Genomic DNA, 25,890 nt, shown 5'->3' on the forward strand with positions numbered 1-25,890 from the left:
CGGGGTGCCCGTCGGGTGAGGTGCAGACGCGGCTGCGGTTGGGTCAGGAGAAGGAAGCGGTCCAGGCCGCTGCGGATTACCGGGACATTTTCGGTGCGGAGAACTTTTTCCTGGAGTTGATGGATCACGGCCTGGACATTGAGCGCCGGGTCCGCGAGGGTTTGCTGAAGATCGGCAAGGATCTGGGCATCCCGCCGTTGGCGACGAATGATTCGCATTATGTGACGAAGGATCAGGCGGATACGCATTCGGCGTTGTTGTGCGTGCAGTCGGGTAAGACGTTGAACGATCCGAACCGGTTCAAGTTCGACGGTGATGGTTATTACTTGAAGTCGGCCGCGGAGATGCGGGAGATCTGGGACTCCGAGGTCGAGGGCGCGACGAACAACACTCTGCTGGTCGCGGAGATGGTGGAGCCCTACGACGACGTGTGGGTCGACAGGGACCGCATGCCGAAGTTCGCGGTCCCCGACGGCCACGACGAGGCGAGCTGGCTGCACCACCAGGTGCTGGAAGGCCTGCGCTGGCGGTTCCCCGGGGGAGTCGAGGACGCCTACGTGCGGCGCGCGGAGTTCGAGCTGGACATCATCGCGCAGAAGGGCTTTCCCGCGTACTTCCTGGTCGTGGCCGACCTCATCCAGCACGCGAGGAAGATCGGCATCCGCGTCGGCCCCGGTCGTGGCTCCGCCGCCGGGTCGCTGGTCGCGTACTCGTTGGGCATCACCAACCTCGACCCCATCCGGCTCGGGCTGCTGTTCGAGCGGTTCCTCAACCCCGAGCGCACGTCCATGCCGGACATCGACATCGACTTCGACGACCGCAGGCGCGGCGAGATGATCCGTTATGCCACCGACAAGTACGGCTCCGACAAGGTCGCCCAGGTCATCACGTTCGGCACGATCAAGACGAAGGCGGCGATCAAGGACTCCGCTCGTGTCCACTACGGACAGCCGGGCTACGCGATCGCCGACCGGATCTCCAAGGCCCTGCCGCCTCCCGTTGCCGCGAAGGACATCCCGCTCTCCGGGATCGTGGACCCCGGGCACGAGCGCTACGGCGAAGCGGCCGAGGTGCGCGCCCTGGTGGAGAACGACTCCGAGGTCGCGAAGATCTTCGAGACCGCGCGCGGACTCGAAGGCCTGATCCGCAACGCCGGTGTGCACGCCTGCGCGGTGATCATGTCCTCGCAGCCGCTGATGGAGTCCATCCCGCTGTGGCGGCGCGACGACGGCTCGATCATCACCGGCTGGGACTACCCCTCCTGCGAGGCCATCGGCCTGCTCAAGATGGACTTCCTCGGCCTGCGCAACCTCACCGTCATCGGCGACGCCATCGAGAACATCAAGGCCAACCGCGGCGAGGACATCGACCTCGACACCCTCGGCGTTGAGGACGCGCAAACCTACGAGCTGCTGGGCAGGGGTGACAGTCTCGGCGTGTTCCAGCTCGACGGCGGGGCAATGCGCGAGCTGCTGCGACGCATGCGGCCAACGGGTTTCGACGACATCATCGCGGTGAACGCCTTGTACCGCCCGGGTCCCATGGCGATGAACACGCACAACAACTACGCCGACCGCAAGAACGGCCGCCAGGCCATCGAGCCGATCCACCCCGAACTGGCGCGGGCGCTGGAGGACATTCTCGCCGAGACCTTCGGCCTGATCGTCTACCAGGAACAGATCATGACGATCGCGCAGCGCGTCGCGGGCTACTCGATGGGGCGCGCCGACGTGCTCCGCCGCGCGATGGGCAAGAAGAAGAAAGAGGTGCTGGACAAGGAGTTCGAGGGCTTCCGGCAGGGCATGCTCGACAACGGTTTCTCCGACGAGGCCGTCACAGCGTTGTGGGACACCATTCTCCCGTTCGCCGGGTATGCGTTCAACAAGTCCCACGCCGCAGGCTACGCGCTCGTCGGTTACTGGACGGCCTATCTCAAAGCGAACTTCCGCGCCGAGTACATGGCCGCGCTGCTCACCTCCGTCGGCGACAACAAGGACAAGTCCGCGATCTACCTCTCCGAGTGCCGGCGCCTGGGCATCAAGGTGCTACCACCCGATGTCAACGAGTCCGCGCTGCGCTTCGCCGCCGTGGGCGAGGACATCCGTTTCGGCATGGGAGCCGTGCGCAACGTCGGCGCGAACGTCGTCGAGTCGGTGATCAAGTCCCGTGGTGCGAAGGGGGAGTTCACCTCCTTCACCGACTTCCTCGACAAGGCCGAGCTGGTCTGCTGCAACAAGCGCGTCATCGAGTCGCTGATCAAGGCGGGCGCGTTCGACTCCCTCGGCGCCACCCGCCTGGCGATGATCCAGGCGCACGAGTTCGCCGTGGACGCGGTCGTCCCGCTCAAGCGCAAGGAGGCGATGGGCCAGTTCGACCTGTTCGGCAGCGAACCCACCGCCGACGCTTCCCCGTTGGCGCACTTGAACTTCGGCGACGAGGAGTGGCCGCGCAAGCAGCTGCTGGCCCACGAGCGCGAGATGCTCGGCCTCTACGTCTCCGCGCACCCGCTCGACGGTGCCGAGCACGTGCTGCGCAGACACGCCCCGCGCCCAATCGCGTCGATCTTGGAGAACCCGCCGCGCGAGGGCGAGCTCGTGGTGTCCGGGCTGATCACGTCGTTGGAGCGGCGGATCAACAAGAAGGGCGAGCCGTGGGCGATCTGCACGATCGAGGACATGGACGCCGCGATCGAGGTGCTCTTCTTCCCCAAGGCCTACTCCGTGCTCTCCGCCGACCTGGTCGAGGACAACGCGGTCGTGGTGAAGGGGCGGGTGAACTGGCGCGAGCAGCGGTTGTCGGTCTTCGGCGCCGACCTCGCCCCGATCGAGCTGGCCGCCTTCGGCGCCGAGGAGCTGCCGCTCGTGCTGCTGGTCAACGGCAGGACCGTGACCGAGGCCGTCGTGCTCGAACTCAAGCAGACCCTGCTCGCGCACCGGGGCGAGACCCCCGTGCACCTGGAGATCACCGGGCTCACCCGTCCGCACAAGCTCGCCGTCGACGACTACCCCGTGCACCCCAGCCCCGCGTTGCGCGCCGAGCTGCGGGCGATCCCGGGGGTGGCGTTGCGCTGAACGGCCGCCGCCACCACACGTCCGAGGGATCGACTGGGCCCCGGTCCGGACATCAAGATCATTCCTCACTCTGGGCGGACCGGGAGCACCCTGTTAGCGTCGCTCCACCGGATTGGTCCGCGACCGTGGGAGGTGTTCTGCTGTGTCCTCGGACGACGGCGAGCTGCTTGAGGTGCGCTGGAGCACCGTCAACGGGTGGCAGGTGCTGTCGCTGGCCGGCGAGGTCGACGTGACGCGCCAGGACGAGCTCTTCGGGGAGCTGTCCGGGGCACTCGGCGCCGCCTCCGCCCGGGTCGTGCTCGACCTCTCGCGGGTGACCTACATCGACTCCTCGGGCCTGTCGGCGATCGCGGTGGCCAACCGCGAGGCCGCGGACGGCGCGATCTTCCGGATCGCGGGCTCCGGCGGCTTCGTGCTGCGCCTGCTCCGGACCACCGGGCTGGACACGGTGCTCGACGTCCACCCCAACGTGGAGCACGCGGCGCGATGAGCCCTCGCGGAGAACTGGTGCTGGTCCGGCACGCCGAGTCGGAGATCCCGCGCCCCGGCGGGCCCGACGAGTACCACCGGCCGCTGACCGCTACGGGCCTGGCGCAGGCCGCGAGCCTGGTGCTCCCTCGGCCCACGCGCGTCGTGTCCAGCCCTTACCTGCGAGCCGTGCAGACCGTCGCGCCACTGGGTTTGCCCGTCGACACGGTGCACGAGCTGCGCGAGTGGGACTCGGGCCTGCAACCGTCCCCCGACTACGCCCGCCACTACGCCGCGAGCTGGGCTGATCCCGAGATGGCCCGCCCGGGTGGGGAAAGCCTCGCCCAGCTCACCTCGCGCGCGGTCGCCGCCCTGACCGCGCTCGCCGACGGGGGCGTGGTCGTCGTGGGCAGCCACGGCACGTTCGTCGCCAGGGCGCTCGCAGGCTTCGGTGTGTCCACAGTGGACTGGCCGTTCAGCGCCGCGATGCCCATGCCCGCCGTCTACCGCATCCGCTTCTCCGCCGGTCACCCCCACGTCTCCGGCCCCGGCCTCGGCGGAGACGCGGCCTAGGATCGGGGCATGGCGACAGCGCTCTTCGCGGGGATTCCCGTCGCGGACTACCCGGCCGCGCTCCAGTGGTACGAGCGGTTGTTCGGCGCACCGCCGACCTTCTTCGCCCACGAGACCGAAGCGGTGTGGGAGGTGGCGGAGAACCGGTCGTTCTACGTGGTGCTCAAGCCGGAGCACGCGGGCCACGCGACGCACACGCTGTTCCTGGACGACTTCGACGAGGTCGTCGCGCGGATCGAGGAGCGGGGCCTGGAGCCCGCCGAGCGCGAGACCTACCCGAACGGCGTGCGCAAGACGACCTTCCGCGATCCCGACGGCAACGAGATCGGTTTCGGCGGCGGCCCGCGCTAGCCCCGGTGCACGTGGAAGTACGCGAAGCTCGCGGTGACGGCGGGAGTGTTGCCGCCGTGGGCGATGAGGCCGACGCGAGGCGCTGACCCGGCGGGGAAAGTCCATGTGCCGCCCCACGTCCAGCGCTCGCCGTCACGGCTGGAGCCGCCCCGGAAGCGGTGCTCGCCGCTGCCCGGGTCCACGGTGTGGGCCAGCCGGAGCCATGTCGTGGGAGCCGGAGCGGTCAGCGTCTGCTGGCCGTAGAGGAGCCGCCCGGAGTGCGGAAGCTCCCGCCCGAACTCCAGCTGCCGCGTGTTCCAGATCGCGACATGGCTCAACCGCGCGAAATCGTCGTCGTTGGCGTAGGCGATCAGGCCCGCCTGCTGGAAGTTCCGCGCGGAGCCCTCGCCGAGATCGAGGTCGAGCCGGGTCTCCACGACGTAGTCCCCGCGCGGTGGCTCGCGCAGGAGCACTCCGGCGTTGTTGTTGGCGCCAACGAGATCCGCCGCCTGGGTCGGCCAGCGCAAGGCCCCTGCGCGCACGATCGCGGCGGGATCACCCCGAATCCAGGACCACCCGGCACCCAGTTCTCCGTCGAACTCATCCGATGCTGAGCGGTCGAGCCGTCCGAGGCGCGGCTCGGGTTCGGCGCGGCGCACGGGCTGAGCGGCTCGCTCGGCCGAGACGTTGTCCACCGATGCCTCACCGCGCGCGATGATCGCGAAATCGTCCCCGAGGTGCTCCGGCAGCGCGCGGGTCTGCTCAGCGAACGGATCGCCGAGGCGCGCGTCGGTGACGGCGGCTGTCAGCACTCCGCCTCGCACCGTGACGGTCAGCGAATGCCAAGTGTCGTAACGAAAATTCGCGGGCAGGGGAGTTCGCTGGATGCCATGCGCATCAGTGACGAGCGCGGCGGCGTCTCGGTCGAGCATCACCGTCACCCCGCCCATCGACACCCCGGCGGAGCCGATCACGTCCAGCTCGACGAACGCGTTGACAGGTAGGGACTCGGTAGAACGGAGCCGACTCGTGTCGGGCGAAGAGTGCCGCAGCACACCGCCTTTCACGTGCCAGGCAGGAGCCGGAGTGCGCCAGCCGGGGCTGACCGTGTCCCGCGAGAAGCTGTCGCCGGAGATGACCGGGGCGCGCTGACGGCCCGTTGACGCGCCACGCACCGTTGGCCACTCGTCGATCCAGTCGAGCCGATCGATCAGCATCGGCCGCATGGTCACGCCGTGCGGCTCGTCGAGGTACGGATCCGATCGGTCGATCCCGTGGTACACCAACCAGTCCTGCCCCGCCGAGTCGGTGACGACCGAGTTGTGGCCGACGCCGATCCACCGATTTCCGTTCTGCCGCAGAACAGGCGTGCCGCCGACGCGCGAGCTGAGCAGCGAGATCCCGTCTCGGTCCACGAACGGCCCGGTCGGAGTGCGGGACCGCCCGGCGAAGACGCTGTAGCCGGTCGCGGGGCCGACGCAGCAATTCCCTGACGAGACGAACAGGTAGTACCAGCCGTTCTTCCTCACCACGTAAGCACCTTCGTAGCGGTCGCCGATCGCGATCCGCGTTGCCGACCCGGTCATCCGCGTCCCGTCGTCGGACAGCGGCACGACGAACAACCCGCCGTAGTAGGAGCCGTAGTACAGCCAGCGCCGACCCGTCGCGTCGGTGAGCATCGCGGGATCGAGGATCGACCAGAACCGGCCTTGATCCCCGGGAACAGGTGGCACGACCGGAGCGTCGAGCGCGGTCCACGGGCCGATCGGTGACGGCGCCGTCGCCACTCCGACCGCGGCGTCGCCACCCTCGTTCATGATCGTGTCGGTGACCGTGAAGTACAGCAGGTAGCGCCCGTCGACGTAGCGGACGTCCGGCGCCCACAGGCCCGCACCCGTCGCGGCCCACCGCGGGCGGCTGGCCTGCGTGAACACGTCGGTGACGTACTCCCAGCGCGTCAGGTCGGCCGAGCGCGTGATCGGCAGCAGCCGGTGCACGCGGTCGCCGCGCCGCAGCGGGTCTCCGGTGCCGAAGGCGTACCAGAAGCCGTCCTTGCCCCGGATGACCGCCGGGTCCGCGAAGGTGTCCGCCGCGGGAGCGGAGACCGGGTTGGTGTAGCGGCGTTCGGACTCGGCGGAGGCCGGCGGGAGGAGCGTGGCGACGAGCGCCACCACCGACGCGAGGAGCTTGTGCGGGAAGCGGACCATGGCGCGAAGTCCCTTCGCTCAACGGCGAGCGGCTCCGGTCAAGATCAAGGGTAGGAGCCCCGCGAGCCCCGGCGACAGGGCCAGTGGGTGGAACCAGCGCAATCGGTTGGACATTCTTTCCGTGGCCTTGCCGAGTCTGAAATGATTCGATGAATACTCTTTTGGCCTCTGGCTCCCGACTTTGTGCGCGTGAAAGCTTGTCGTCCATGACCGAGACGAACATACCCAAGGCGCCACCGTCGGGCGGCTTCAAGCCCGACATGAGGATTTCCGTGAAACAATCCCAGGAATTCGGGCAGATGCTCGTCACGGGAACACGGCGCTACAACGACATGGTCACATCCGTGCGGCAGGGCACTTTCCTGTCGGATGCGGACATGCGGACGCGGCGCGCCACGTTCGGCGACCACTACACCACCGCGCCCGCGACGACCCCGGAGTACCGCGCGGACAACGCCCAGGCGGTCAGCATCACCGGATGCCCGTCCGCGACCTACGTCAACACCATCGACACCGGCAACGCCGAGATCCGCGCCTGGCTCAACGTCAATCCGGACCCGCTGCCGAACTGGGCGCTGCTCAAGACCTCCGACATCCAGTTCCTCCAGTACGAGATGGGTTTCGGGAACCAGCCGATCGCGCCGCTGCGCCGGATCGTGCGCATGAACGTCGCCTCCGGGAACGGCAGTGCGATGGTCTACTACCTGAGCATGCTGAACCCGAACTTCATCGGAATGACGCTCCGGCCGAACGACCAGCAGCAATGGCAGGTTGAGGGGCAGGCCGGAACCGTCACCGAAACCACCGCGAACTTCTTTCACGCATTCCTCGGCACCGACAACGGTGCTTCCTCGATCTGGCTGGTCCGTGAACACGGCCGCCGCCTCGGCATCACCGGAATCGAGAAGGTCGTCATCGTGAACGAGCAGAACGTGGCGATCCACTTCACGCACGGCTAGCGCGAGGTCTCCGCGCCCTGGTGGCCGAGTCCGGCGAAGAACTCGCGGATGTCGGCCACCAGCAGCTCCGGCTCCTCCAGTGCGGCGAAGTGCCCGCCCCGGTCCACATCGACCCACCGGGTGATCGTGTTCTCCGTTTCGGCGTAGCGGCGGATGCCGACGTCGTGGGCGAAGACGATCGCCGCGGTGGGGACGCCGGAGTTCGGCAGCGCGCCCCAGCCTGAGGCCTGCGCGTAGCCGACGTAGGCGGCCGAGCCCGCGGTGCCGGTCAGCCAGTAGATCATCGCGTTGGTCAGCAACCGATCCCGGTCGATCACCAGCTCCGGCAGGGTGGCGCGCGGGTGGGTCCACTCGCGGAACTTGTCCATCACCCACGCGAGCTGCCCGACGGGGGAGTCGGTCAGGCCGTAGGCGAGGGTCTGCGGGCGGGTGGACTGGATCGAGATGTAGCCGAACTCCTCCCGCAGGAAGGCCTCGATCCGGGCGACACGGTCCCGGTCGAGGTCGCTGAGCGAACTCAGTTCCTCCTGGGACAGCGGCAAGTTCGGCATGGGACCGGGGCCGCCGTTGACGTGCACGCCGACGACGTGCTCCGGCGCGACCCGCCCGACCTGCGGGCTGACCTTGGCGCCGATGTCCCCGCCCTGCACGCCGTAGCGGTCGTAGCCGAGCCTGCGCATCAGCTCCGCCCAGGCCCGCGCGATCCGGTCCACGTCCCAGCCGGTATCCGTGACCGGCCCGGAGAAACCGAAGCCCGGAAGAGACGGGATGACCAAGTGGAACTCAGTGCTCAGCGGCTCGATCACGTCGAGGAACTCCACCACCGAGCCCGGCCAGCCGTGCGTGAGCAGCAACGGCAACGCGTTCTCGTCGGTGGAGCGGACGTGCAGGAAGTGCACGCGCTGCCCGTCGATCGTGGTGGTGAACTGCGGGTGCTTGTTCAGCTCCGCCTCGGCGACGCGCCAGTCGTAGCCCGTGCGCCAGTGCTCGACGAGCTCCTTCAGCCACGACGTCGGCACTCCGGTGTCCCAGTCGTCGCCCGGCAGGGCTTCGGGCCAGCGCACGCGCTCCAAGCGCTCGCGCAGGTCGTCGAGCTGCCGCTGCGGGACGTCCAGGGTGAAGGGCTTGATCTCTTCGCTCATAGGACCAGGTTAGGAACGAGCTAGGACAGATTCCGCCCTAACTTCCTGGCAGACTTCTGCCCATGTTGGAGACCTCGGCGCGACTGCTCCGCCTGCTGTCGCTGTTGCAGATCTCGCGCGACTGGACGGGTGCCGACCTCGCACGGGAGCTCGACATCGACGCGCGCACCGTGCGCCGGGACATTCAGAAGCTGCGTGAGCTGGGCTATCCCGTGCACGCCACCCCCGGCGCCGCTGGTTACCGGCTCGGTGCCGGTGCCAAGCTCCCGCCGCTGTTGCTCGACGACGACGAGGCCGTCGCTGTCGCGATCGGACTGCGCACTGCGGCGAGCGGCACCGTGGCGGGCATCGAGGACAGCTCGCTGCGCGCGCTCGCCAAGCTCGAACAAGTCCTGCCTTCGCGGCTTCGCCACCGCATCACCGCGCTGCACTCCGCCACGGTCACCGTTCCCGCGTCCGGCCCGGTGGTCGACCCCGACGTGCTCACCGCCGTCGCCGCCGCGTGCCGCGACCGCCACCGGCTCCGCTTCGACTACCGCAGCCACGACGGCACCGAGTCCGTCCGCGACGTCGAGCCGTACCGCCTCGTGCACACCGGTCGGCGGTGGTACCTCCTCGCGTGGGACACCGCTCGCGCGGACTGGCGCACCTACCGCGTCGACCGGCTCACGCCCCGAATTCCCACCGGCCCTCGATTCACGCCCCGCGAGGCCCCCGAGCCCGCCGAGCACCTCTCGCGCGGCGTGTCCACCGCCCCCTACCGCTACCAGGCCCGCATCACCGTGCACGCCAGCCCCGAGGTGGCCGCCGAGCGCATCCCGCCCACCGTCGGCGTCATCGAGGCCGTCGACCCGCGAACCTGCGTCGTGCGAACGGGTTCCCACTCGCTCGACGAGCTGGCTGTCTACATTGGACTGTTCGGTTTCCCGTTCCACGTCCACGAGCCACCCGAACTCATCACCCACCTGCGCGCCCTCGCCACCCGCATCACCACGGCCCTCGCCTTGGCAGATGCCCAGGGCTCGACCGATCCCACGCACCGAGGTCTGAGGCAGTCCTAGGCTGGGTCGCCGAACCCGACCTCACCACGTGGAGCAGAGCTGTGCGGATCGTTCTGGACACCGACCCGGGCATCGACGACGCGTTGGCCTTCCTGTACTTGGCCGCGCACCCCGAAGCGGAACTCGTCGCGGTCGGCAGCGTCCACGGCAACACGACGGCGCCGCAGACCGCTGCCAACGCGCTTCGCTTGCTCGACAAGCTGGGTCTGCACCACGTTCCCGTAGCCGTCGGCGCGCACCGGCCGCTCGCGCAACCGCTGGAGACCGCGGAGTTCGTCCACGGTCACGACGGACTTGGCGGGCATGCCGGACCCGCCTCTAAGCGCGAGCCGCTGGACATCTCCGCCGCAGAGCAGTTGGTGCGCGTGGCGCGCGCTCACCCTGGCGAGATCACTGTGCTGGCACTGGGGCCGCTGACGAACATCGCGATCGCACTGGGGATCGAGCCCGAGCTGCCCACGCTGCTGAAGTCCGTGTTCGTGCTCGGCGGGGGACTGGGTGTGCCCGGCAACATCACCGCCGAGGCCGACGCGAACTTCTACCACGACCCCGAGGCGGCCGATCAGGTTCTGGCCGCTGGCTTCGACCTCACGCTGATCGGGCTCAACGTCACCGAACGCGCCCGCGCGGACGAGAAGTGGCTCCAGGCCGTCGCTTCCCTGGACACCCCGCGATCGCGGTACGCCAGCGCCGTTCTCGCGCACTACGCCAAGTTCTACACCGAGATGTTCGGCGAGCCCCAGGTCACGCTGCACGACCCGCTAGCAGCGGCGGTGATGCTCGATCCCGCTCTGGCTCCGGCGTGGCGCGATCTGGCCTGCGAGGTCGAGCTCAACGGCACGCACACGCGCGGCAAGCTCGTCGCGGACCTGCGCCCGATCGCCGACGACAAGTTCATCCAGAGCCCTATCGGTGCTGGGCGGCGCAAGGCGCGCGTGCTGACCGAGGTCAACGCGAAGGACTTCCTGGAGCGCATGTTCGCGGTCTTGCAGGACCCGAGCCCGCTCCATGACTGATCGGCGTCAGGGCTGCGTCGTCTCTTTCGGGCATGTGGGCGATTTTTGAGATCCGACGTGGGGAAATTTCGGCTGTTCAGCGGAGCCTCGCGAAGAAATCTTATCTTGTTCTTGAAAGACTTTTCCTGGTTGTATCGCTATCTCGGAGTTTCATCTTATTTGACCGCTGGGCAGATCGGCCCTTGGCATCATTGGGTTGTGCGGTGCGTTCAGTGATCAAATCGTGCACTCGGTGTGCTGCTTCTTCGGGATCTTCGTGTTCCCACACTCTGACCACCAGCCAGCCGGCCTCTGCCAGCTGTGCATCGGTGTCGTGGTCGCGCAGAGTGATGCCCAGCAGCTTCAATCGCCACCATTCGCGGTTGGCTCGCGGGAGCTGGCTGTGCTCTGGGCAGGAGTGCCAGAAGCAGCCGTCGACGAAAAGCGCTATCCGCGCGCCGCGCAGGAGAATGTCAACGCGGCGACGGCGGTTCGTTCCGGCTGGGGTGCGATCGACGACGAATCGCAGTCCCCGGCGATGGAGCGCGCGGCGCAATGCCAGTTCGGGTCGAGTGCCGGTTCGGCGGGTGTTGCGCATGACCTTGGCCGTTGCCGCGTTCGTCGCAAGCGGTGGTGGTCCGGGGTTCAGGTGTTCGTACACGCCGTCATCCTGTCAGGGGGTGTGGCTGTGTCGTGCGCTTCAAGACAACGATCGAGGCTGTTGGGTGTGCTCAAAATCGTTGCCCCTCCGACTTCAAGAGCAACGTTCTGTGATCGATCTTCCTTGTTCGTGAAGGTCGGTTTCCTGTTGGCATCTGCGACTCGTCTCGTTGATCGAGGACCTTGCGGGAGGTGGCTCGCAATTGTCTGTCTGGCCCCTGCCGGTCGCCATGTCGAGAGCTCTTGGGCAAATGCCAAACTGGCCTTGTCGGGGATGGGATGCCAGCTGCGAACGCCTGAAGATCGCGCTCGTATGGTGTAACCATGTCGAAGGTCGCGGCGATGGGCCGTTTGCGGTCTCGAACGGTCTGAGGAGGGGGCTCCACTGATTTTCTCGAACGTGTTCCGAGGTGTCTTGTCGGTTTCTCTTGGTGTGAGCGGGTTGTCGTGCGCATGATCCCTGACGCGGTGAGCTCCACCGCGAGTCGAGCTGAGAAGGAGATCTTCGCGCAGTTGGCCGCTCTGGAGGTGCCCGGTTGGGAGTGTGCGATGCACAGCATCAATCTCCCTGAGCACGAGCGCAAACGGGTCTGCGAGATCGACTTTCTCCTGCTCGGCGAGCACGGCTTGTTCGTGCTCGAGGTGAAGGGGGGTGGGATACATCTCCAGAAGGGCGTCTGGCACACGCGTGATCTCAAGGGGGCGCGGCACAGGCTCAAGGAGAGCCCGCTCGACCAAGCCAGCTCGAGCATGTTCGCGCTGGAGAGAGTTCTGCGGCGCACGGTCGGCTCCGAAATCGTCGAGCGCACGGTGTTCGGGTACGGGGTCGTGTTTCCGGACAGCGACTTCGATGCGGTCAGCGTCGAGTGGACTCCGGAAATGGTGATCGACGCGGCTCGTCTGCGCACTGAGGGGTGGCTCAGCTGCCTCGACCGCTTGAGCACGCTCTGGGAGAGCAGGGCGACCACGAGGAGGTCGCTGAGCTCCGAGGACGTTGAGCGCTACCTCGGAGTGCTCCGCCCCGACTTCGACAGGGTCCCGTCGTTGCGGCGTCTCGACGATCTCGTGGAGAAAGAACTGGTATCGCTGACGAACGACCAGTACCGGGCCCTCGACCGGTACCGCCGCAACCCACGGCTGCTCTTCGAAGGTGGAGCGGGGACGGGCAAGACCATGCTGGCCGTCGAGATGTGCAGGCGTGACCGCGATCTCGGTGGACGCCCCCTGCTCACCTGTCGCAGCGAGGTGTTGGCGGCCTTCGTCGGTTCTCAGCCCGATCTCGACGGCATCGTCGTCGCGCCGTTTCACGCCGTACCGAAACTCGGCAACGACGTTTTCGACCTGGTCGTCGTGGACGAAGCGCAGGACGTCATCAACCAGGACGACCTTGATGTCGTGGACGTCGCGCTGGCAGGGGGACTCTCCGACGGGAAGTGGGCCTTCCTCCTCGACTCCAACAACCAGCGCGGGTTGGTCGGGCGCTACGAGGAAGCCGCGATGGCCAGATTGGACGCGCACCGCCCGGCTCGGGTCGATCTGATGGACAACTGTCGGAACACCGTCGAGATCGTCCGAGCCACGCAGGACCGGACGGGAGCTGATCTCGGCGTGACCACAGCTGGTCACGGGCGCAAGGTGGTGGTCGTAGAGGAGAGCCGGGAGAAAGCGGTCGCTGCGGTGGCGGCGGCCTTGGCAGAGCTCGAAGAGCATGACGTGCTTCTGGAACAGGTGGTGCTCCTGTCCTCACGGAGCCTGACCGAGTCGATCTTCGCTGAGCTTCCTGCCGAGTGGCTCGATCGAGTCGACGCGCTGGACCTGATGCGGATGCGTCGGCCCGGTCGTGGGCGTGTCGGGTTTGCGAGAGTGGCCGACTTCAAGGGGCTCGAGAGCCGGTACGTCTTCTTGGAAGCAGACGTTGAGGCTGATGAACCTGCGGTTCGCGCTCAGTTGTACGTGGGCATGACCCGTGCCAAAGCGGCACTGTGGGTCGTCGTGCCGGACGGAAGGGGCTCTCAGCGGTGACAGGGGTCAGCAGCACCGGGTTCCCTGACCGGGACAACTTTCTCGAGTACTTGCACGACCAGTTGGTGGGGCCCGCTGATGGTGACGACGAGGTGCTTTACGAGCGTGCGCCGCAGCACCGCTACTTGACAGCTGTGCTGTTCCCCTTGGCCCCGCCCGAGCCGGTCGTCAACGTGTCGAGACTCGGCGGTTTCGTCGCGGACGTCGGCATCGCGATGCCGGTCGACGACGCTGAAGAGGTGGACGAGCAGGCCGCCGCTCTGCCCGAGGACGACCACGAGGACCCTATCGTCCTGGCGGGACAGCACCGGCCGAGTTCCGCCGGGATTAGCTTCATGACCTCCGATCGCTCGGCGGTCGTCGTCGAGGTCCGAGCAGCGCGCTATCGGAAGGTCGCCGACGACGAGTGGCAGCGCGAACCGCTCGATGTCGTTGGTGAGGAAGCGGTGCACATCGCGCCGTTGCCGTCCGATCCGACCGTGAGCAGGAATCTCTGGGAGGGGGCGGCGAGTCTTGAGGTGACTTGGCGTCCGCACGTGAACGGTGTGATCGTCACTGTTGTCCTCGTCAACCGCAACGAGCAGGAGAAGCCCGGTGCGGTTGAGCCGGAAGACTGCTTCTTCCAGGTCGAAGTGCGCTGTTCTGTCGAGCACGGCGTCATCGTGCGTTACCCGGCACAATCTCGAGCGCACGGCGACGCCGAGGCGGACGAGCTCGAACTCCAGTACCGAAAGGTGCCCGTGTACGCGGTCGGCCACGGTACGGCCGCCCGCTGGGAGCTCGGTGCCACGCCACCCAGCTGGGTGGGCACGTCGTTCCTCCCCGTGCACGTCGTTCCCGATGTCGCCTTCACAGTGCCGGGTGTGCAGGACGAGGATGCCGTTCGGCTGAACCATCTGGCGAAGATCTGTTCGACTCCAGACACGGTCTTCGCCGCTCTGCACCGGTTCGTCGACCGCTACACGGCGTGGATCGAGACGGCTTGGCGGGCAGTGGAGGACGAGCATCTCGCTCCGCCGCTCCGCGCTGCGGCCGATCGTCTCAGGGAACGGGCTGGACGAGCGCGTGATCGGATGCTCTCGGGCATCGAGATCCTGCGCGAGGACCAGGACGCGCTCAAGGCGTTCGAGCTGGCGAACAGGGTGATGGCCATGCAGATGGCGCACAGCAGCCCTGCTTACGCCGGATCACCCCACAACGTCTCGGAGGCATTGGACCCGAAGATCGACTACGGCTCCCTCGATCCGGAGTGGCGTCCCTTCCAATTGGGATTCCTGCTGATGACGGTGAGAGGAGTGGTCCAGGACTGCGAGGACCGCGACCTGGTCGACCTCATCTGGTTCCCCACCGGTGGCGGCAAGACCGAGGCGTACCTGGGGCTCGCGGCGTTCACCATCCTGCACCGACGGTTGACACTGCGCGATGCCGGAGCCGGGACGACGGTGATCACCAGGTACACCCTTCGTCTGCTTACCTCCCAGCAGTTCCAGCGCGCCGCGACCATGATCGCGGCGTGCGAGCTCGTGCGCCGTGATGCCGAGGTGGAGCTGGGCAGCAGGCCTGTGTCGATCGGCCTGTGGGTGGGGGGTGAGAACAGCCCCAACTCCTACGCGGAGGCACGGCGATTGCTGGCCCGGATGCGTGACGGCGGAGCGCAGGAACAGAGTTTTCAGATCGAAGCCTGTCCTTGGTGCGGTGCGCGGATCGTCCCCGAGGAACGAGACGGCGAGCAGCCGTGGGGCATCTCCGTCACCAACAGCTCGTTCCGCGTCCGGTGCGTGAACGACAGGTGCCCCTTCCACACAGAGCTGCCCATGTCCTCGGTGGACGAGGACTTGTACCAGAACCCGCCGACCATGCTCGTCGGGACGGTGGACAAGTTCGCGCGTGCCACGTGGAACGAGAACACCGGGGTGTTCTTCGGGGCAGGCCGGGATCCCGGACCGTCGCTGATCATCCAGGACGAGTTCCACCTGATCTCGGGACCCCTGGGAACGATCGTCGGGCTCTACGAGGCGGCCTTCGACGTGCTGATGGAGCACCACGGGAGCAGACCGAAGATCGTCGCTGCCACGGCGACCATCAGACGCGCGGACGAGCAGACCAGGGGAGTGTTCGGCCGTGAGGTCGCACTGTTCCCGCCAGCGGGTGTCGACGCCGCTCACTCCTACTTCGTGCGCACTGACGACGATCGGCCGGGCCGCGCTTACGCGGGCGTCATGCCTCAAGGTCACACTCCGCTGACCGCGCTGATCCACGTCACCGCGGCGCAGCTGCAAGCTCCGTTCGAGCTCGACCTCGCGCCCGAGACGAAGGACGCCTACTCCACGCTCGTGGTCTACCACAACAGCCTTCGTGAGCTCGGCAAGACGATTAACTTGGCCTCGGACGACATCCCGTCCAGGCTGAAGGTGATCGCACGAGCGCAGGACCACGTCCGGCCCATCAGCGATGACAACGTCGTGGAACTGACCAGCAACGTCGCCTCCGCTCAGATCCCTCAGCGGCTCGAACGGCTCAAGCGGTCGCACGACGCGCCCGATGGTGTTGCGTTCTTGGCCAGCACCAACATGCTCTCCGTCGGTGTCGACGTCGGAAGGCTCGGCCTCATGACGGTCGTCGGGCAACCCAAGACAACGGCCGAGTACATCCAGGCGACGAGTCGCGTCGGGCGCAGTGAGACGCGCCCCGGGCTCGTGGTGACCGTCTACTCGCCGTCCAAGCCGCGGGACCGGTCGCACTACGAGTCCTTCGTTCCCTATCACGCGAGTCTTTACCGATCCGTGGAGCCGAGTTCGGTCACGCCCTTCTCGTTCCCCGCGAGAGAGCGCGCGCTCCACGCGGACCTGGTCGTGCTCGTGCGTCACGCGCTCGGGCTGTCGGCCGACCAAGAGGCGGCAGCGTTCGATCGTGACGACGAGAGGTTGGTCGCGCTCGTCAAGAGCTTCCTCGACCGCGTTGAACGCGCGGACACCACCGAGCGCAGCCAGGTGGAAGTGCACTTGGAGGAGCTGCTCGACACGTGGGGTCGACGCGTTGCCAACGCCGAAACCGTCGGCGGACTGCGCTACAGCAGAGGCGGGCAAGAGCGGCCTCGACTGCTGAGGCGGTTCACCGAGCGCGGAGACGGCTGGGCAACGCTCGACTCCATGCGGAGTGTCGACGTCGAAGTGCACGTTCAGGTGAGGGGAGCCCGGCGATGACCGTGCGCAAGGTTCGGCGCTCGCAGATCATCAGCCCTTTCGGACCGGGTGCGATCATCGACCTCGTCGGGGAGTCCTTCGTCGTGGAGGACGCTGGCAAGTGGCGCGGTCCACACGCGCCGGTGGTCTTCCCCCGACTCGCTTCCTACCTCGGAGTCGATTCGCTGGCGTCCCCTTCATCTCGCTGGCCCATCCCGTACTTCCGCTTCCCGCAGTGGATGTTCTGCCCCGCCCCCAAGTGCCGCCGCATGTTCAGGTGGTCGTACCACAAGGAGATCACCAACAGGGCACCCACCTGTGAGCGGTGTCCCGCAGCCAAGAAACTCATACCGATGCGATTCGTGGCGGTGTGCGCCAACGGGCACTTGGCTGACGTGGACTGGAGACGTTGGGCTCACACCCCGGCTCGCCGAGACCGGAACCAGGTCCAGTGCGAGAAACTCGACCTGAAGTTCCTGAACATGGCCAATGTCGGTGGCGGTCTCAACTCGCTCGTCGTGCGCTGCGAGACCTGCGGTGTTGAGAGGTCGTTGGACGGGCTCACCACGAGGATCGGCTTGAGCCAGATCGGCAGCAAGTGCTCGGGAAGACAGCCTTGGCAGGACCAGTCCGATGCCGAGACGTGCTCCGAGACCGTCGTCGCGATGCAACGTGGTGCATCGAGCGTCTACTTCCCGACCGTGGAGAGCGCGATCGACATCCCACCCGAGTCCGCGTGGAGCACGATCAGCGATCCGCTGACAGCTCTGAAGGGGAGCAGCGAGTTCAAGTTCCTCTTGGGCGCGCCCGGGCACAAGCTGGCACAGAAGATGATCGAGTGCGCCGCTGACGAGTGCGGTCTCACCGTGGCCGAGGTCGAGGCTGCACTGGCCCGCGAGTTGAACGATCCGACCGCGCCCGCCGACGGCGGCCCGGAGAACATCCGACCGGACGAGTGGGCAGCACTGATCAACCCGCAGGAGAGCCACCACCACAAGGACTGGTTCATCTCTCGCAGAGCGGACCGCCCGCTTCGAGAGAGCACCGGGGACGGCGGGCGCTGGAGCCAGTTGATCGAGGACGTCGTTCTGGTGGACCGCCTTCGTGAAGTCCGCGTGCTCACTCACTTCGAACGGCACACGATGCAGGAGAAGGTGCCGTCGAACCTGAGCCCCGACGGGGACTTCTTGCCCGCGGTCGAGGTCTTCGGCGAGGGTTTCTTCTTGAAGTTCCGAGAGGACGCTCTGCTGAAGTGGGAGCAGCTCGACCTCGTGACCGCACGTTGCCAGAAGCTGGTGGAGCGGTACGAGCAGAAGCGTCTCCGGTGGTTGTCAGCACCCACCCCTCGCTACGTGCTCCTGCACACCTTCGCGCACTTGTTGTTGCGCAACACAGCTTTCGAAGCTGGGTACTCGACCTCGTCCCTGCGAGAACGCTTGTACGTGACGAAGGAGACCGCCGGGCCTGGAATGGGGGGAGTGCTCGTCTACACCGCTGCTGGTGACTCCGAGGGCACGCTCGGAGGTCTTGTCAGGATGGGCGAGTTTCCGAGGCTGGGCAGGCTGATCGACATGTCGATCGCGTCGGCACGATGGTGCTCCTTCGACCCGGTGTGTGCTGAGCACCCCGGACAGGGCCCTGATGCGCTTTCCCTCGCTGCGTGCCACGCGTGCTCGTTGACACCGGAAACCAGCTGCGAAGCCACGAACAGACTCTTGGACCGACGACTGCTGATCGATCCCGACTTCGGCTTCTTCAGGGATGTGGTGTCACCGGACGACAGGGTTCCGGGGCGTGCGTTGTGAGCTCCGCGCTCCACGGCGCGCCCCGCGAGGCGTCCCGGTGCGAAGTGGTGGTCGTCTCCCCTGGAGCCGACCAAGCGGAGCAGGCGGTGGATGCCTACCGACGTTTGCGGCGCCAAAGCAAGGAACTCCACGTCATCACCAGGTCGAGAGTGCTCAAGAACCGCATTCGCGCGGCGATGCCGTTCGAGAGCCGCGCCGACGTCGTGTTCACCTACCACACCTACTTCGGCGACCTGTGGCGAGCGGCGCTCGGGACGAGACCTCCGCGCTGGGACGACTACGACATCGACTACTGGGAGTTCAAGCGTCTTCTCCGTGCTCGCCACGTGCGGCCGCTGCACCATCGGCACGTGGTGGTGGTCAACGGACAGCAGCTGCCGTACGACTTCTACGCGGTGCTCCGCTTGCTCGGTGTCGGGGCGACCGTGTTCGTGGATCCGGTGCTGACGGTCGACGACTCCGGTACACCGCTCGACACCATCCTGAGGGTGCTGCGAGTGGAGGAGGTGGCCCGGTCGCGCGGTGCGGGTGACGTCACGGCGCAGATCCACCAGCTGCTGACGAGGTTGGGCGACGGGCACCACGCAGCAGAACTCCCTCAGCGCGAAGGACCGAAACCGGTTCTCGTCGACCACGAGGACGTGCACGAAGAGATCCGGTTCGTCGTCGACCTCGCGATGGCTCACCGCGATCGGCAGATCGGCGTTCTCGTGCCGAACCGGGAGCTCGTTCACGTCTTCCGCGAGGGGATCAGCGACCACTTCGACGGTCCGACGCAGTGGTACGCATCGGGCACGAAGGTCCCCCGGCACGCCGAGATCAGTGTGACCGAGCCCGGGGTCAAGGTGTTGACCTGGGCCAGTGCGCCCTGCATGAGGTTCGACTCCGTCGTGCTGGCAGGGCTCGATCACGTGGACGACCGGTTTCGCTTCGAGAACATGCTGCAGGTGCTCGGTCCGACTGCTCGTGCTGAGCTGGTCCTGAGCTACTCGGGTGTTGGGCGACCGACAGCGCTCGCCGGGCTGTCTCTGGACTTGGTGGACGATCGTACGCGCCAGACGTCCGGCGAGGAGTGGGTCGACTTCGTCGTCGCTCCAGCGCCGTCGACGCCCCGTCCGGACTCTGCAGAACCACTGACGATCGTCGCTCTGTCAGCTGTCGAGAGCGCACGAGCTCTGCTCGCGAAGCCAGTGCAGAGCGAGGCTCGTTCCAAGTGCCTGCTCACGGCAGAGCAGGAAGTGGGCTTGGCGCAGCTGATGAGGCCGGCGGACGGTGAGCTGTCGGAGGAGCTGGCGAGAGGCTTTCGCTCGCGCCTGCGGCACGACGACGAGCGCGCAAGAGCGTTTGACGCCATGGTGTTGCACAACATCGGGCTGGTGGGGTCGTGCGTGAGCAGGTACCTGGGGGCAGGGCTCGACGACGAGGACCTTCGACAGCACGGTGTGCTCGGGTTGATGCGTGCGATCGAGAAGTGGGACGGTTCCCGCGGTCTCAAGTTCTCGACCTACGCCGTCAACTGGATCAATCAGGCGATGGGCCGTGCCATCCCCGACGAGGCGACGACGATCCGCCTGCCCGTCCACAAGCACGAGGAAGTCCGCAAGGTGATGGCGACCCGGAAGAGGCTGCTGCGCGAGCAGAAGGACTTCTCGGTCCGCGCGTTGGCCGAGCAGACGGGTTTCTCTCCGGCGAAGGTGGTGGAGTGCCTTCGCTTGGCGCGAGGCGTCGTGAGTCTCGACACCCCCTTGGGGGCCCACGGTGAGATCTCGTTCGCCGAGCTGGTGCCAGCGCCGTTCGAGCACGAGTCCAACCCGGACTACGTGGTCGACCGTGCCGCAGGCGCTGAGCTCGTGCGTCGAGCGCTGTTGCTTCTCAAGGACCGAGAGGCTGAGGTGCTGAGACTGCGGTTCGGGCTGGATGACGACGAGGAGCGCACCCTGGACAGGGTGGGCGAGCACTTCTCCTTCACCCGCGAGCGAGCTCGGCAGATCGAGAGCAAGGCGAAGAGCAAGCTCGTTGAGAAGCTGGCAGAGGTCGGGCTCTTCGGTGGCCCTTCGAGGACCGTCGTACCGCCGCCACCGAAACAGCCACGTCATCGGCTCGTGGTAGTTCCTCCCCAACGCTCGGCGGTGCAGGTGCGCGGTGCGGAGATCGCCACGGGAACCAGCTTGCCCGAGCTCATGGGTTCAGCAGAACGGACGTGCACCGTCAGCTCCCTGCTCGTCGCCTTGACCGACCGAGCACTGAGAGGAGGGGCCCTCAAGATCGCGGTTCGGACTGCGGGTGAGGGGCCGACCGCCCGGCTCGCGTTCGTACACGACGGCGAGCCGTTCGCCGACTCCGCGCTGCGTTGCGCTCTTTCCGCCGGTGGCACGCCATCGAACGACTCGACGGCGCTCGGCATCGCTGCTTCGCTGTACGACGAGATCACCACGTGGAACCGTGGCGCGTCGTCGGAGTGCTCGGTGCTCACCGTCGCCGCGCACACGGGAACGTGGTGGCTCAGGAGCGCGGCCAGAAGGGTTCCTGCCGGACTCCCCTCGCAGGAGATGCCCGACCCGACTTCGATCCTGCTCCTGCGCGTTCCGCGCCTTCGCGTCGCACGGGCGTCGACAGCGGTGATCCTCGACCGATGTGTCAGTGATTTGGGGGTCGTCTTCGGTGAAGTGCTCGCCGCGGGAGCGGTGATCGACGTCAACGGGCGCGCGGTCGGTCCGCAGGACCCGTTCCTCTGGGGCAACCCCGCAGGGCAACATCTCGGCGAGGAGCACGTGAGCGCGGCGGGGTTCTCAGTGCTCGTCAGCCCTCGAGTGCTCCCGCACCCGAGGGCGCTTCGCGCCGGTGACGTGGCATCTGTCGGTGACCCCTCCCGCTGGCGTGGCAGCCAGGGTTTCTACCTGCGGTGCGGAGGACGCTACTTGTCCTGTGGCGGGTGGCTGGGGCTCGACGATCTCGACATGGCGGCTCACACGGCGCTCGCGCGCGTGCTCGTCGAAGTGCCGCCGACAGAGCGCGCTGCATGGGGTGAGGATCAGCCCGGGGCGTTGTTCACGCCTCCAGAGCCGCTGCGGCAGCGGCTGGTCGACCTGGCCCGGATAGCGCGCAACAAGTCCGAACTCGTCTTTGGGCGTGACCGAACCGGGGGGATGGCGTGAGCGACGCCGAACTGGCCAACTTCGTGGCGGAGTTGCGTCGCCGGGTCGAAGACAGGCTGCAAGCGGAACCAGACCTGATGGCGCGCGACGCGTTCGTGACTCTGATCGGCGAGCACCTGATCGATGACGGGGTGCTGGACGACCTGGACACCTGCTACCTCTTGGTGCCGTGGCAGAACCGCAAGGTCGAGATCGCCGGCTACGACATCACGGGTGATGGTGCGATCTTGCACTTGGTCGCGGTCGATCACGGTTCGGACGGTCAACCAGTGAAGCGGGAACGCATTGCCCAGTTGACCCGAAGAGCGGGCGCGTTCGCCGACTTCTGCCGCAACGGCATGCACGAACTCCTCGAACCATCTAGCCCGACGTTCGACATGGTCGAGCGCATTCACGTCGCCTGGCCGCAGCTGCAGGTGATCAAGATTTTCGTCATCACCGACGGGAAGACCGGACTTCGCCGCGCTGAGGAATCGACCGTGGCCGGTCTGCCCACCGTCGTGCACGTGTGGGACATCACGCGGTTCCACAGATTGATGAGCGCCAGCGCTGAGCAGGAGAACATCCTGATCGACGTCGCAGCGCTCGGGTACGAGGTGCAGTGCCTGGAGTCTCCCGAACAAGCGGACGGGTACCGCTGCTTGTTGACGATGTTGCCCGGCAAACTTCTCGCAGACCTGTACGACGAGCACCACAGCCGCCTGCTCCAGCGCAACGTTCGCGCGTTCCTCCAAGCGCGGGGCAAGGTCAACAAGGGCATCGCGGAGACGATCAGAACGCAGCCGGGCCGCTTCCTCGCTTACAACAACGGTGTCTCCGCCACCGCTCGCGCCGCCGATCTCGAACAGACGGCCACCGGGCTGGCCTTGCGCAGCTTGACCGAGCTTCAGATCGTCAACGGCGGGCAGACGACCGCCTCGCTGCACCACGCCGCGCGCAAGGGAATCGACCTGTCCCAGGTCACAGTACCGGCGAAGATCACCTTGATTCCGGACGACAGGCTGGACCACATGGTCCCGGAGATCTCGCGCTACGCGAACTCGCAGAACGCCGTCACAGCGGCGGACTTCGAGGGGAACAGTCGGTTCCACGTGGGACTGGAGAGGTGGTCTCGGAGCAACTGGGTGACTCCTCCAGGGGATGAAGTGGCCCAGAGCCGGTGGTACTACGAACGGGTCCGAGGACAGTACGACGTTGACAAGAACAAGTTCACGACACGTGCGTCACGACGGCAGTTCGACCAGGAGAACCCGGTTCGGCAGCGCTTCGGGAAGACCGATGCCGCCAAGTACGAGTACGCGTACGCGCTTCGCCCGGACGTCGTGTGCCAGGGCGGGGAGAAGTGCTTCCGGACTTGGACGATCGAGGGGGAACTGGCCGAGCGCGAGGCCCCCGACGACACCTACTTCCGGCACTTGGTCGCCAAGGCCATCTTGTTCAGGCAGACGCGGTCCCTCATCCAGAAGCAGAACTTCGGCGGCTACCTCGGACAAACTGCTGCCTACACGGTGTCGCTGGTGGTGCACTCGCTCGGCGGCTTGGACCTGGACAGACTGTGGAAGGAGCAGGCACTGCCCCGGGGACTCGCCACTGCGGTGCCAGAGGTGGCGAAAGTCGTGCGGCGAGTTCTCACGACGCCGCCCAGCGGCGGCAACGTCACCGAATGGGCGAAGAAGGTCGGGTGCTGGGACCGCGTCCGCGGTGCGGGTTGGGTGCCGCCCGCTGAAGTCCTCGCCGGATAGTAGATCCTCCACTGATGTCCCATCGTTCGCAGGCAGGGGCGGTCCGTTCGGCCAGCCCCGGGAAGTGGCACGGCAAAAAGGTGAGCAGAACCAGAGCGTCGATGTTCGTAGGCCCGCACGGGCACCTGTTCGGAGAACAGGAGGCGACGTGGCGGTCTACGCGGTGAAGCTGGAGCGAAGCGATCTGCTTCAGTTGCCCGTGCACCCTGAGGCGTGCACGGAGGACACGTTCGAGCAGTGGTGCGCCGAGCGAGTCGCCGACGGCGCCAGGCTCGCTGTCGACCTGTTCTCCGGCGGAGGAGGACTCAGCCTCGGGCTGACTGACGCCGGTTGGACCGTCGCAGCGTCGGTCGACACCAACAAGTTCGCGCTGCAGACCCACCGCGCCAACTTCCCGGGCTTGGCACTCGACGTCGATCTGGGGGACCGCAAGCAGCGCGCCGGGTTGATCAAGATGCTCAGGCGAGCGCCCATCGACCTCGTCGCGGGCGGCCCGCCGTGTCAACCCTTCAGCCGGGCAGGGCGCAGCAAGATCCGCAGTCTTGTGGACGCGGGAGTGCGCGACGAGTTCGACGAGCGGAAAGAGCTCTGGCGGGCGTACACAGATGTCGTCCTGAAGGTCAAGCCGCGTGCGGTGCTCATGGAGAACGTTCCTGACATGGCACTGGGAGACGACTTTCACGTTGTGCGCACCATCGTGGACATGCTGGAGGGAGCGGGCTACCGCACCGAGCTCCGCTTGGTCGACGCGTGGCGTTACGGGGTTCCCCAACACCGGAAGCGCCTGATCCTCTTGGCCCGTCTCGACAGTGACGCGTTCACGTGGCCGGACTCGGGTGGAGCGGTGACGGTCCGGGAGGCGATCGCCGACCTTCCGGGGCTAGGGCTCACGACGGGGGGGCGGGAACTGCCCTACGCGTTCCCGGGAGAGCTGTCGCGTTTCGCTGATCGCATGAGACGCGATGTCACATCCGACAGGGTCTGGGATCACATGACCCGACCTGTGCGCGACGACGATCGCAAGATCTTCGCCTCGATGACGTCGCGCACGTTGTACACCGACATCGACCCGAGCCTGCGCAGGTACAAGGCAGACACGTTCGACGACAAGTACAAGCGCTTGGACTGGGACGAGCTCAGCCGCTCCATCACCGCGCACATCGCCAAGGACGGGTACTGGTACATCCATCCCGCCGAGAACAGGACGTTGACCGTTCGCGAGGCCGCGCGCATTCAGACCTTCCCAGACGACTTCCGCTTCGCTGGCAGCCGCAGCCACGCATTTCAACAGATCGGCAACGCCGTGCCACCGATGCTGGGACGAGCAGCTGCAAGCGCGCTCGCGCCGGTGCCCGTGCACGATCGTGCTCGTCGCAATCCGTGGCGAGTGTTGGCCAACGAGTTGGCCGCTTGGGCGGAAGAACGGCGTGCCGGTGCTTACTGGTGTGTGCTTCCCGGTGAACAGCTGGGACCCGCCGTCGCCTCGGTGGTCGCAATGCTGGAACCGACGCCTGCTGAACTGCTTGTCTACGAACGGGGACTTCGTGAGGTGGCCGCGCGGCGGCGAATCACCAAGCGCGCGGTCGATCTCATCGAGCATGCCGCGAGCTCCCGTGCAACTGGCTCGGTCGTGGCACGTCTGAGGACGCTGCAGGACGAACGAAAGCTCTGGACCAAGCCGGCGGACGTCCCGGAGATCTTGAACCTCCCACCGGGCAAGACCGCGCTGTTGAAGCTCCTAGCCGGTGATGACGTCCTGCTCACGAGCCAGCCCGTCATCCGTGTGTCGTCCCGTGTGCTCAACACCGCCTCCGAACGAGCCAACAGTCTCACGGACGGCCGGGTCGACCTTGCTCGCTTGGTGTGCGCGGGATCGAACGCTCCGTTGCGCATGGCGGCGCTGAGGTTGATAAGCCAGCTCTACTGTCACAAGCAATCTCCGATGTGCGGCCAGTGCCCACTGGTCCAGCAGTGCGCGACGGGGAAGAAGGGCAACAGCTCGTCGACCCTGCTCTTCTGAAACTCGGACCGCTTCGTTGGCGCCCTGGCGCGGTGAAAGTCGGATGGTGTCCGGCTTCCACCGCGCATCACGGGTCTTGGTCCTTCTCCGCCACTCGTGGTCGGTGCGGAGTGGACCCTGTGACGGGCAAGCCCCCCGCTGGCCACAATCGTGCGTGATACCGCGCACTTGAATGCCGACGGGACCCTCTTCCTCGCCTACGGCATCCACGCTGTGCGGAACGCGAACGTGCCGCGCCACCCCCAGGCGATGCGGCACGGGCTCCGTTCGATCAGCCGATCTCGCGTAGGTAGACGTTGGCGGTCTTGCCCTTGCCGGTGAAGGTGAACTCCTCGACCTCGCCAATCGGGCACGCCTTCCTGCCGGACAAGGTCTTGGTGCCTGCGTTGCCCTAGACCTGGGCGCAATGGCCGTCGGCCTCGGTGTCCTTCACCTAGCCCTGCACGGTGATGAAGCCGGTCGCCAGCGCGGCCGCGGTGGCGGTTCGCTTCAGCCCGT

General features: G+C 66.7%; 16 protein-coding genes. 13 read left to right on the forward strand and 3 right to left on the reverse strand.

Annotated elements, in window-relative coordinates:
* The 4 genes from dnaE to ABD798_RS00495 all read left to right on the forward strand — a co-directional run.
* On the forward strand, positions 1-3,071 hold a 3,071-nt coding region (dnaE, locus tag ABD798_RS00480), incomplete at its 5' end, for a DNA polymerase III subunit alpha (protein ID WP_344870391.1).
* A 142-nt stretch (positions 3,072-3,213) separates the two neighbouring features.
* The gene (locus ABD798_RS00485) at positions 3,214-3,561 is read left to right on the forward strand and encodes an STAS domain-containing protein (RefSeq protein ID WP_344870392.1); all 348 of its coding nucleotides are present in this window, start codon (positions 3,214-3,216) and stop codon (positions 3,559-3,561) included.
* The gene (locus tag ABD798_RS00490) at positions 3,558-4,112 is read left to right on the forward strand and encodes a histidine phosphatase family protein (RefSeq protein WP_344870393.1); all 555 of its coding nucleotides are present in this window, start codon (positions 3,558-3,560) and stop codon (positions 4,110-4,112) included. Before ABD798_RS00485 ends, ABD798_RS00490 begins: the two co-directional genes overlap by 4 nt.
* Before the next feature lie 9 nt (positions 4,113-4,121).
* Positions 4,122-4,463, forward strand: coding sequence for a VOC family protein (locus ABD798_RS00495; protein ID WP_344870394.1), 342 nt, complete (start codon positions 4,122-4,124; stop codon positions 4,461-4,463).
* On the opposite strand, the gene ABD798_RS00500 is transcribed toward ABD798_RS00495, so the two are convergent.
* On the reverse strand, positions 4,460-6,649 hold the full coding sequence (locus tag ABD798_RS00500) for a glycoside hydrolase family 43 protein (RefSeq protein WP_344870395.1): 2,190 nt from the start codon (positions 6,647-6,649) through the stop codon (positions 4,460-4,462). The two genes, ABD798_RS00495 and ABD798_RS00500, sit on opposite strands and share 4 nt — an antisense overlap.
* 272 nt (positions 6,650-6,921) lie before the next feature.
* Between ABD798_RS00500 and ABD798_RS00505 the strand changes: the two genes are divergently transcribed.
* Entirely contained in the window at positions 6,922-7,608 is a 687-nt protein-coding gene (locus ABD798_RS00505) for a hypothetical protein (RefSeq protein WP_344870396.1), read from the forward strand.
* On the opposite strand, the gene ABD798_RS00510 is transcribed toward ABD798_RS00505, so the two are convergent.
* A complete protein-coding gene (locus ABD798_RS00510) occupies positions 7,605-8,750 on the reverse strand; it encodes an epoxide hydrolase family protein (RefSeq protein ID WP_344870397.1) in 1,146 nt (381 codons plus the stop codon). The genes ABD798_RS00505 and ABD798_RS00510 overlap by 4 nt on opposite strands.
* A gap of 62 nt (positions 8,751-8,812) precedes the next feature.
* On the opposite strand from ABD798_RS00510, the gene ABD798_RS00515 reads away from it, so the two are divergent.
* Together ABD798_RS00515 and ABD798_RS00520 are read left to right on the forward strand one after the other, a co-directional pair.
* Positions 8,813-9,811 (forward strand): helix-turn-helix transcriptional regulator, encoded by a 999-nt coding sequence (locus ABD798_RS00515; RefSeq protein ID WP_344870398.1) that lies wholly within the window; start codon positions 8,813-8,815, stop codon positions 9,809-9,811.
* 41 nt (positions 9,812-9,852) lie between these two features.
* Positions 9,853-10,827: a nucleoside hydrolase gene (locus tag ABD798_RS00520; RefSeq protein ID WP_344870399.1), complete on the forward strand. Its 975-nt coding sequence runs from the start codon at positions 9,853-9,855 to the stop codon at positions 10,825-10,827.
* A 100-nt stretch (positions 10,828-10,927) separates the two neighbouring features.
* Here the strand turns inward: ABD798_RS00520 and ABD798_RS00525 are convergent, their stop codons facing one another.
* A complete protein-coding gene (locus ABD798_RS00525; RefSeq protein WP_344870400.1) occupies positions 10,928-11,467 on the reverse strand; it encodes a very short patch repair endonuclease in 540 nt (179 codons plus the stop codon).
* 452 nt (positions 11,468-11,919) lie between these two features.
* Between ABD798_RS00525 and ABD798_RS00530 the strand changes: the two genes are divergently transcribed.
* From ABD798_RS00530 to ABD798_RS00555, 6 genes are all read left to right on the forward strand, one after another.
* Positions 11,920-13,488, forward strand: a complete 1,569-nt coding sequence (locus tag ABD798_RS00530) for an NERD domain-containing protein (RefSeq protein ID WP_344870401.1) — start codon at positions 11,920-11,922, stop codon at positions 13,486-13,488.
* Between the two features lie 92 nt (positions 13,489-13,580).
* On the forward strand, positions 13,581-16,691 hold the full coding sequence (locus ABD798_RS00535) for a hypothetical protein (RefSeq protein ID WP_344870402.1): 3,111 nt from the start codon (positions 13,581-13,583) through the stop codon (positions 16,689-16,691).
* Positions 16,688-18,475 carry a DrmB family protein gene (gene drmB, locus ABD798_RS00540; RefSeq protein WP_344870403.1) on the forward strand — a complete coding sequence of 596 codons (1,788 nt, stop codon included), beginning with the start codon at positions 16,688-16,690 and terminating at the stop codon, positions 18,473-18,475. The genes ABD798_RS00535 and drmB overlap by 4 nt, the downstream gene beginning before the upstream one ends.
* Positions 18,472-21,630, forward strand: coding sequence for a sigma-70 family RNA polymerase sigma factor (locus tag ABD798_RS00545; RefSeq protein WP_344870405.1), 3,159 nt, complete (start codon positions 18,472-18,474; stop codon positions 21,628-21,630). Before drmB ends, ABD798_RS00545 begins: the two co-directional genes overlap by 4 nt.
* Complete coding sequence (locus ABD798_RS00550; protein WP_344870406.1) at positions 21,627-23,372, forward strand: AIPR family protein; 1,746 nt, start codon at positions 21,627-21,629, stop codon at positions 23,370-23,372. The genes ABD798_RS00545 and ABD798_RS00550 overlap by 4 nt, the downstream gene beginning before the upstream one ends.
* Positions 23,373-23,520: 148 nt before the next feature.
* Positions 23,521-25,392 carry a DNA cytosine methyltransferase gene (locus tag ABD798_RS00555; protein ID WP_344870407.1) on the forward strand — a complete coding sequence of 624 codons (1,872 nt, stop codon included), beginning with the start codon at positions 23,521-23,523 and terminating at the stop codon, positions 25,390-25,392.
* The last annotated feature ends 498 nt before the right edge of the window (positions 25,393-25,890 follow it).

The organism is Allokutzneria multivorans (assembly GCF_039537405.1).
Taxonomy (GTDB): Bacteria; Actinomycetota; Actinomycetes; order Mycobacteriales; family Pseudonocardiaceae; genus Allokutzneria; species Allokutzneria multivorans.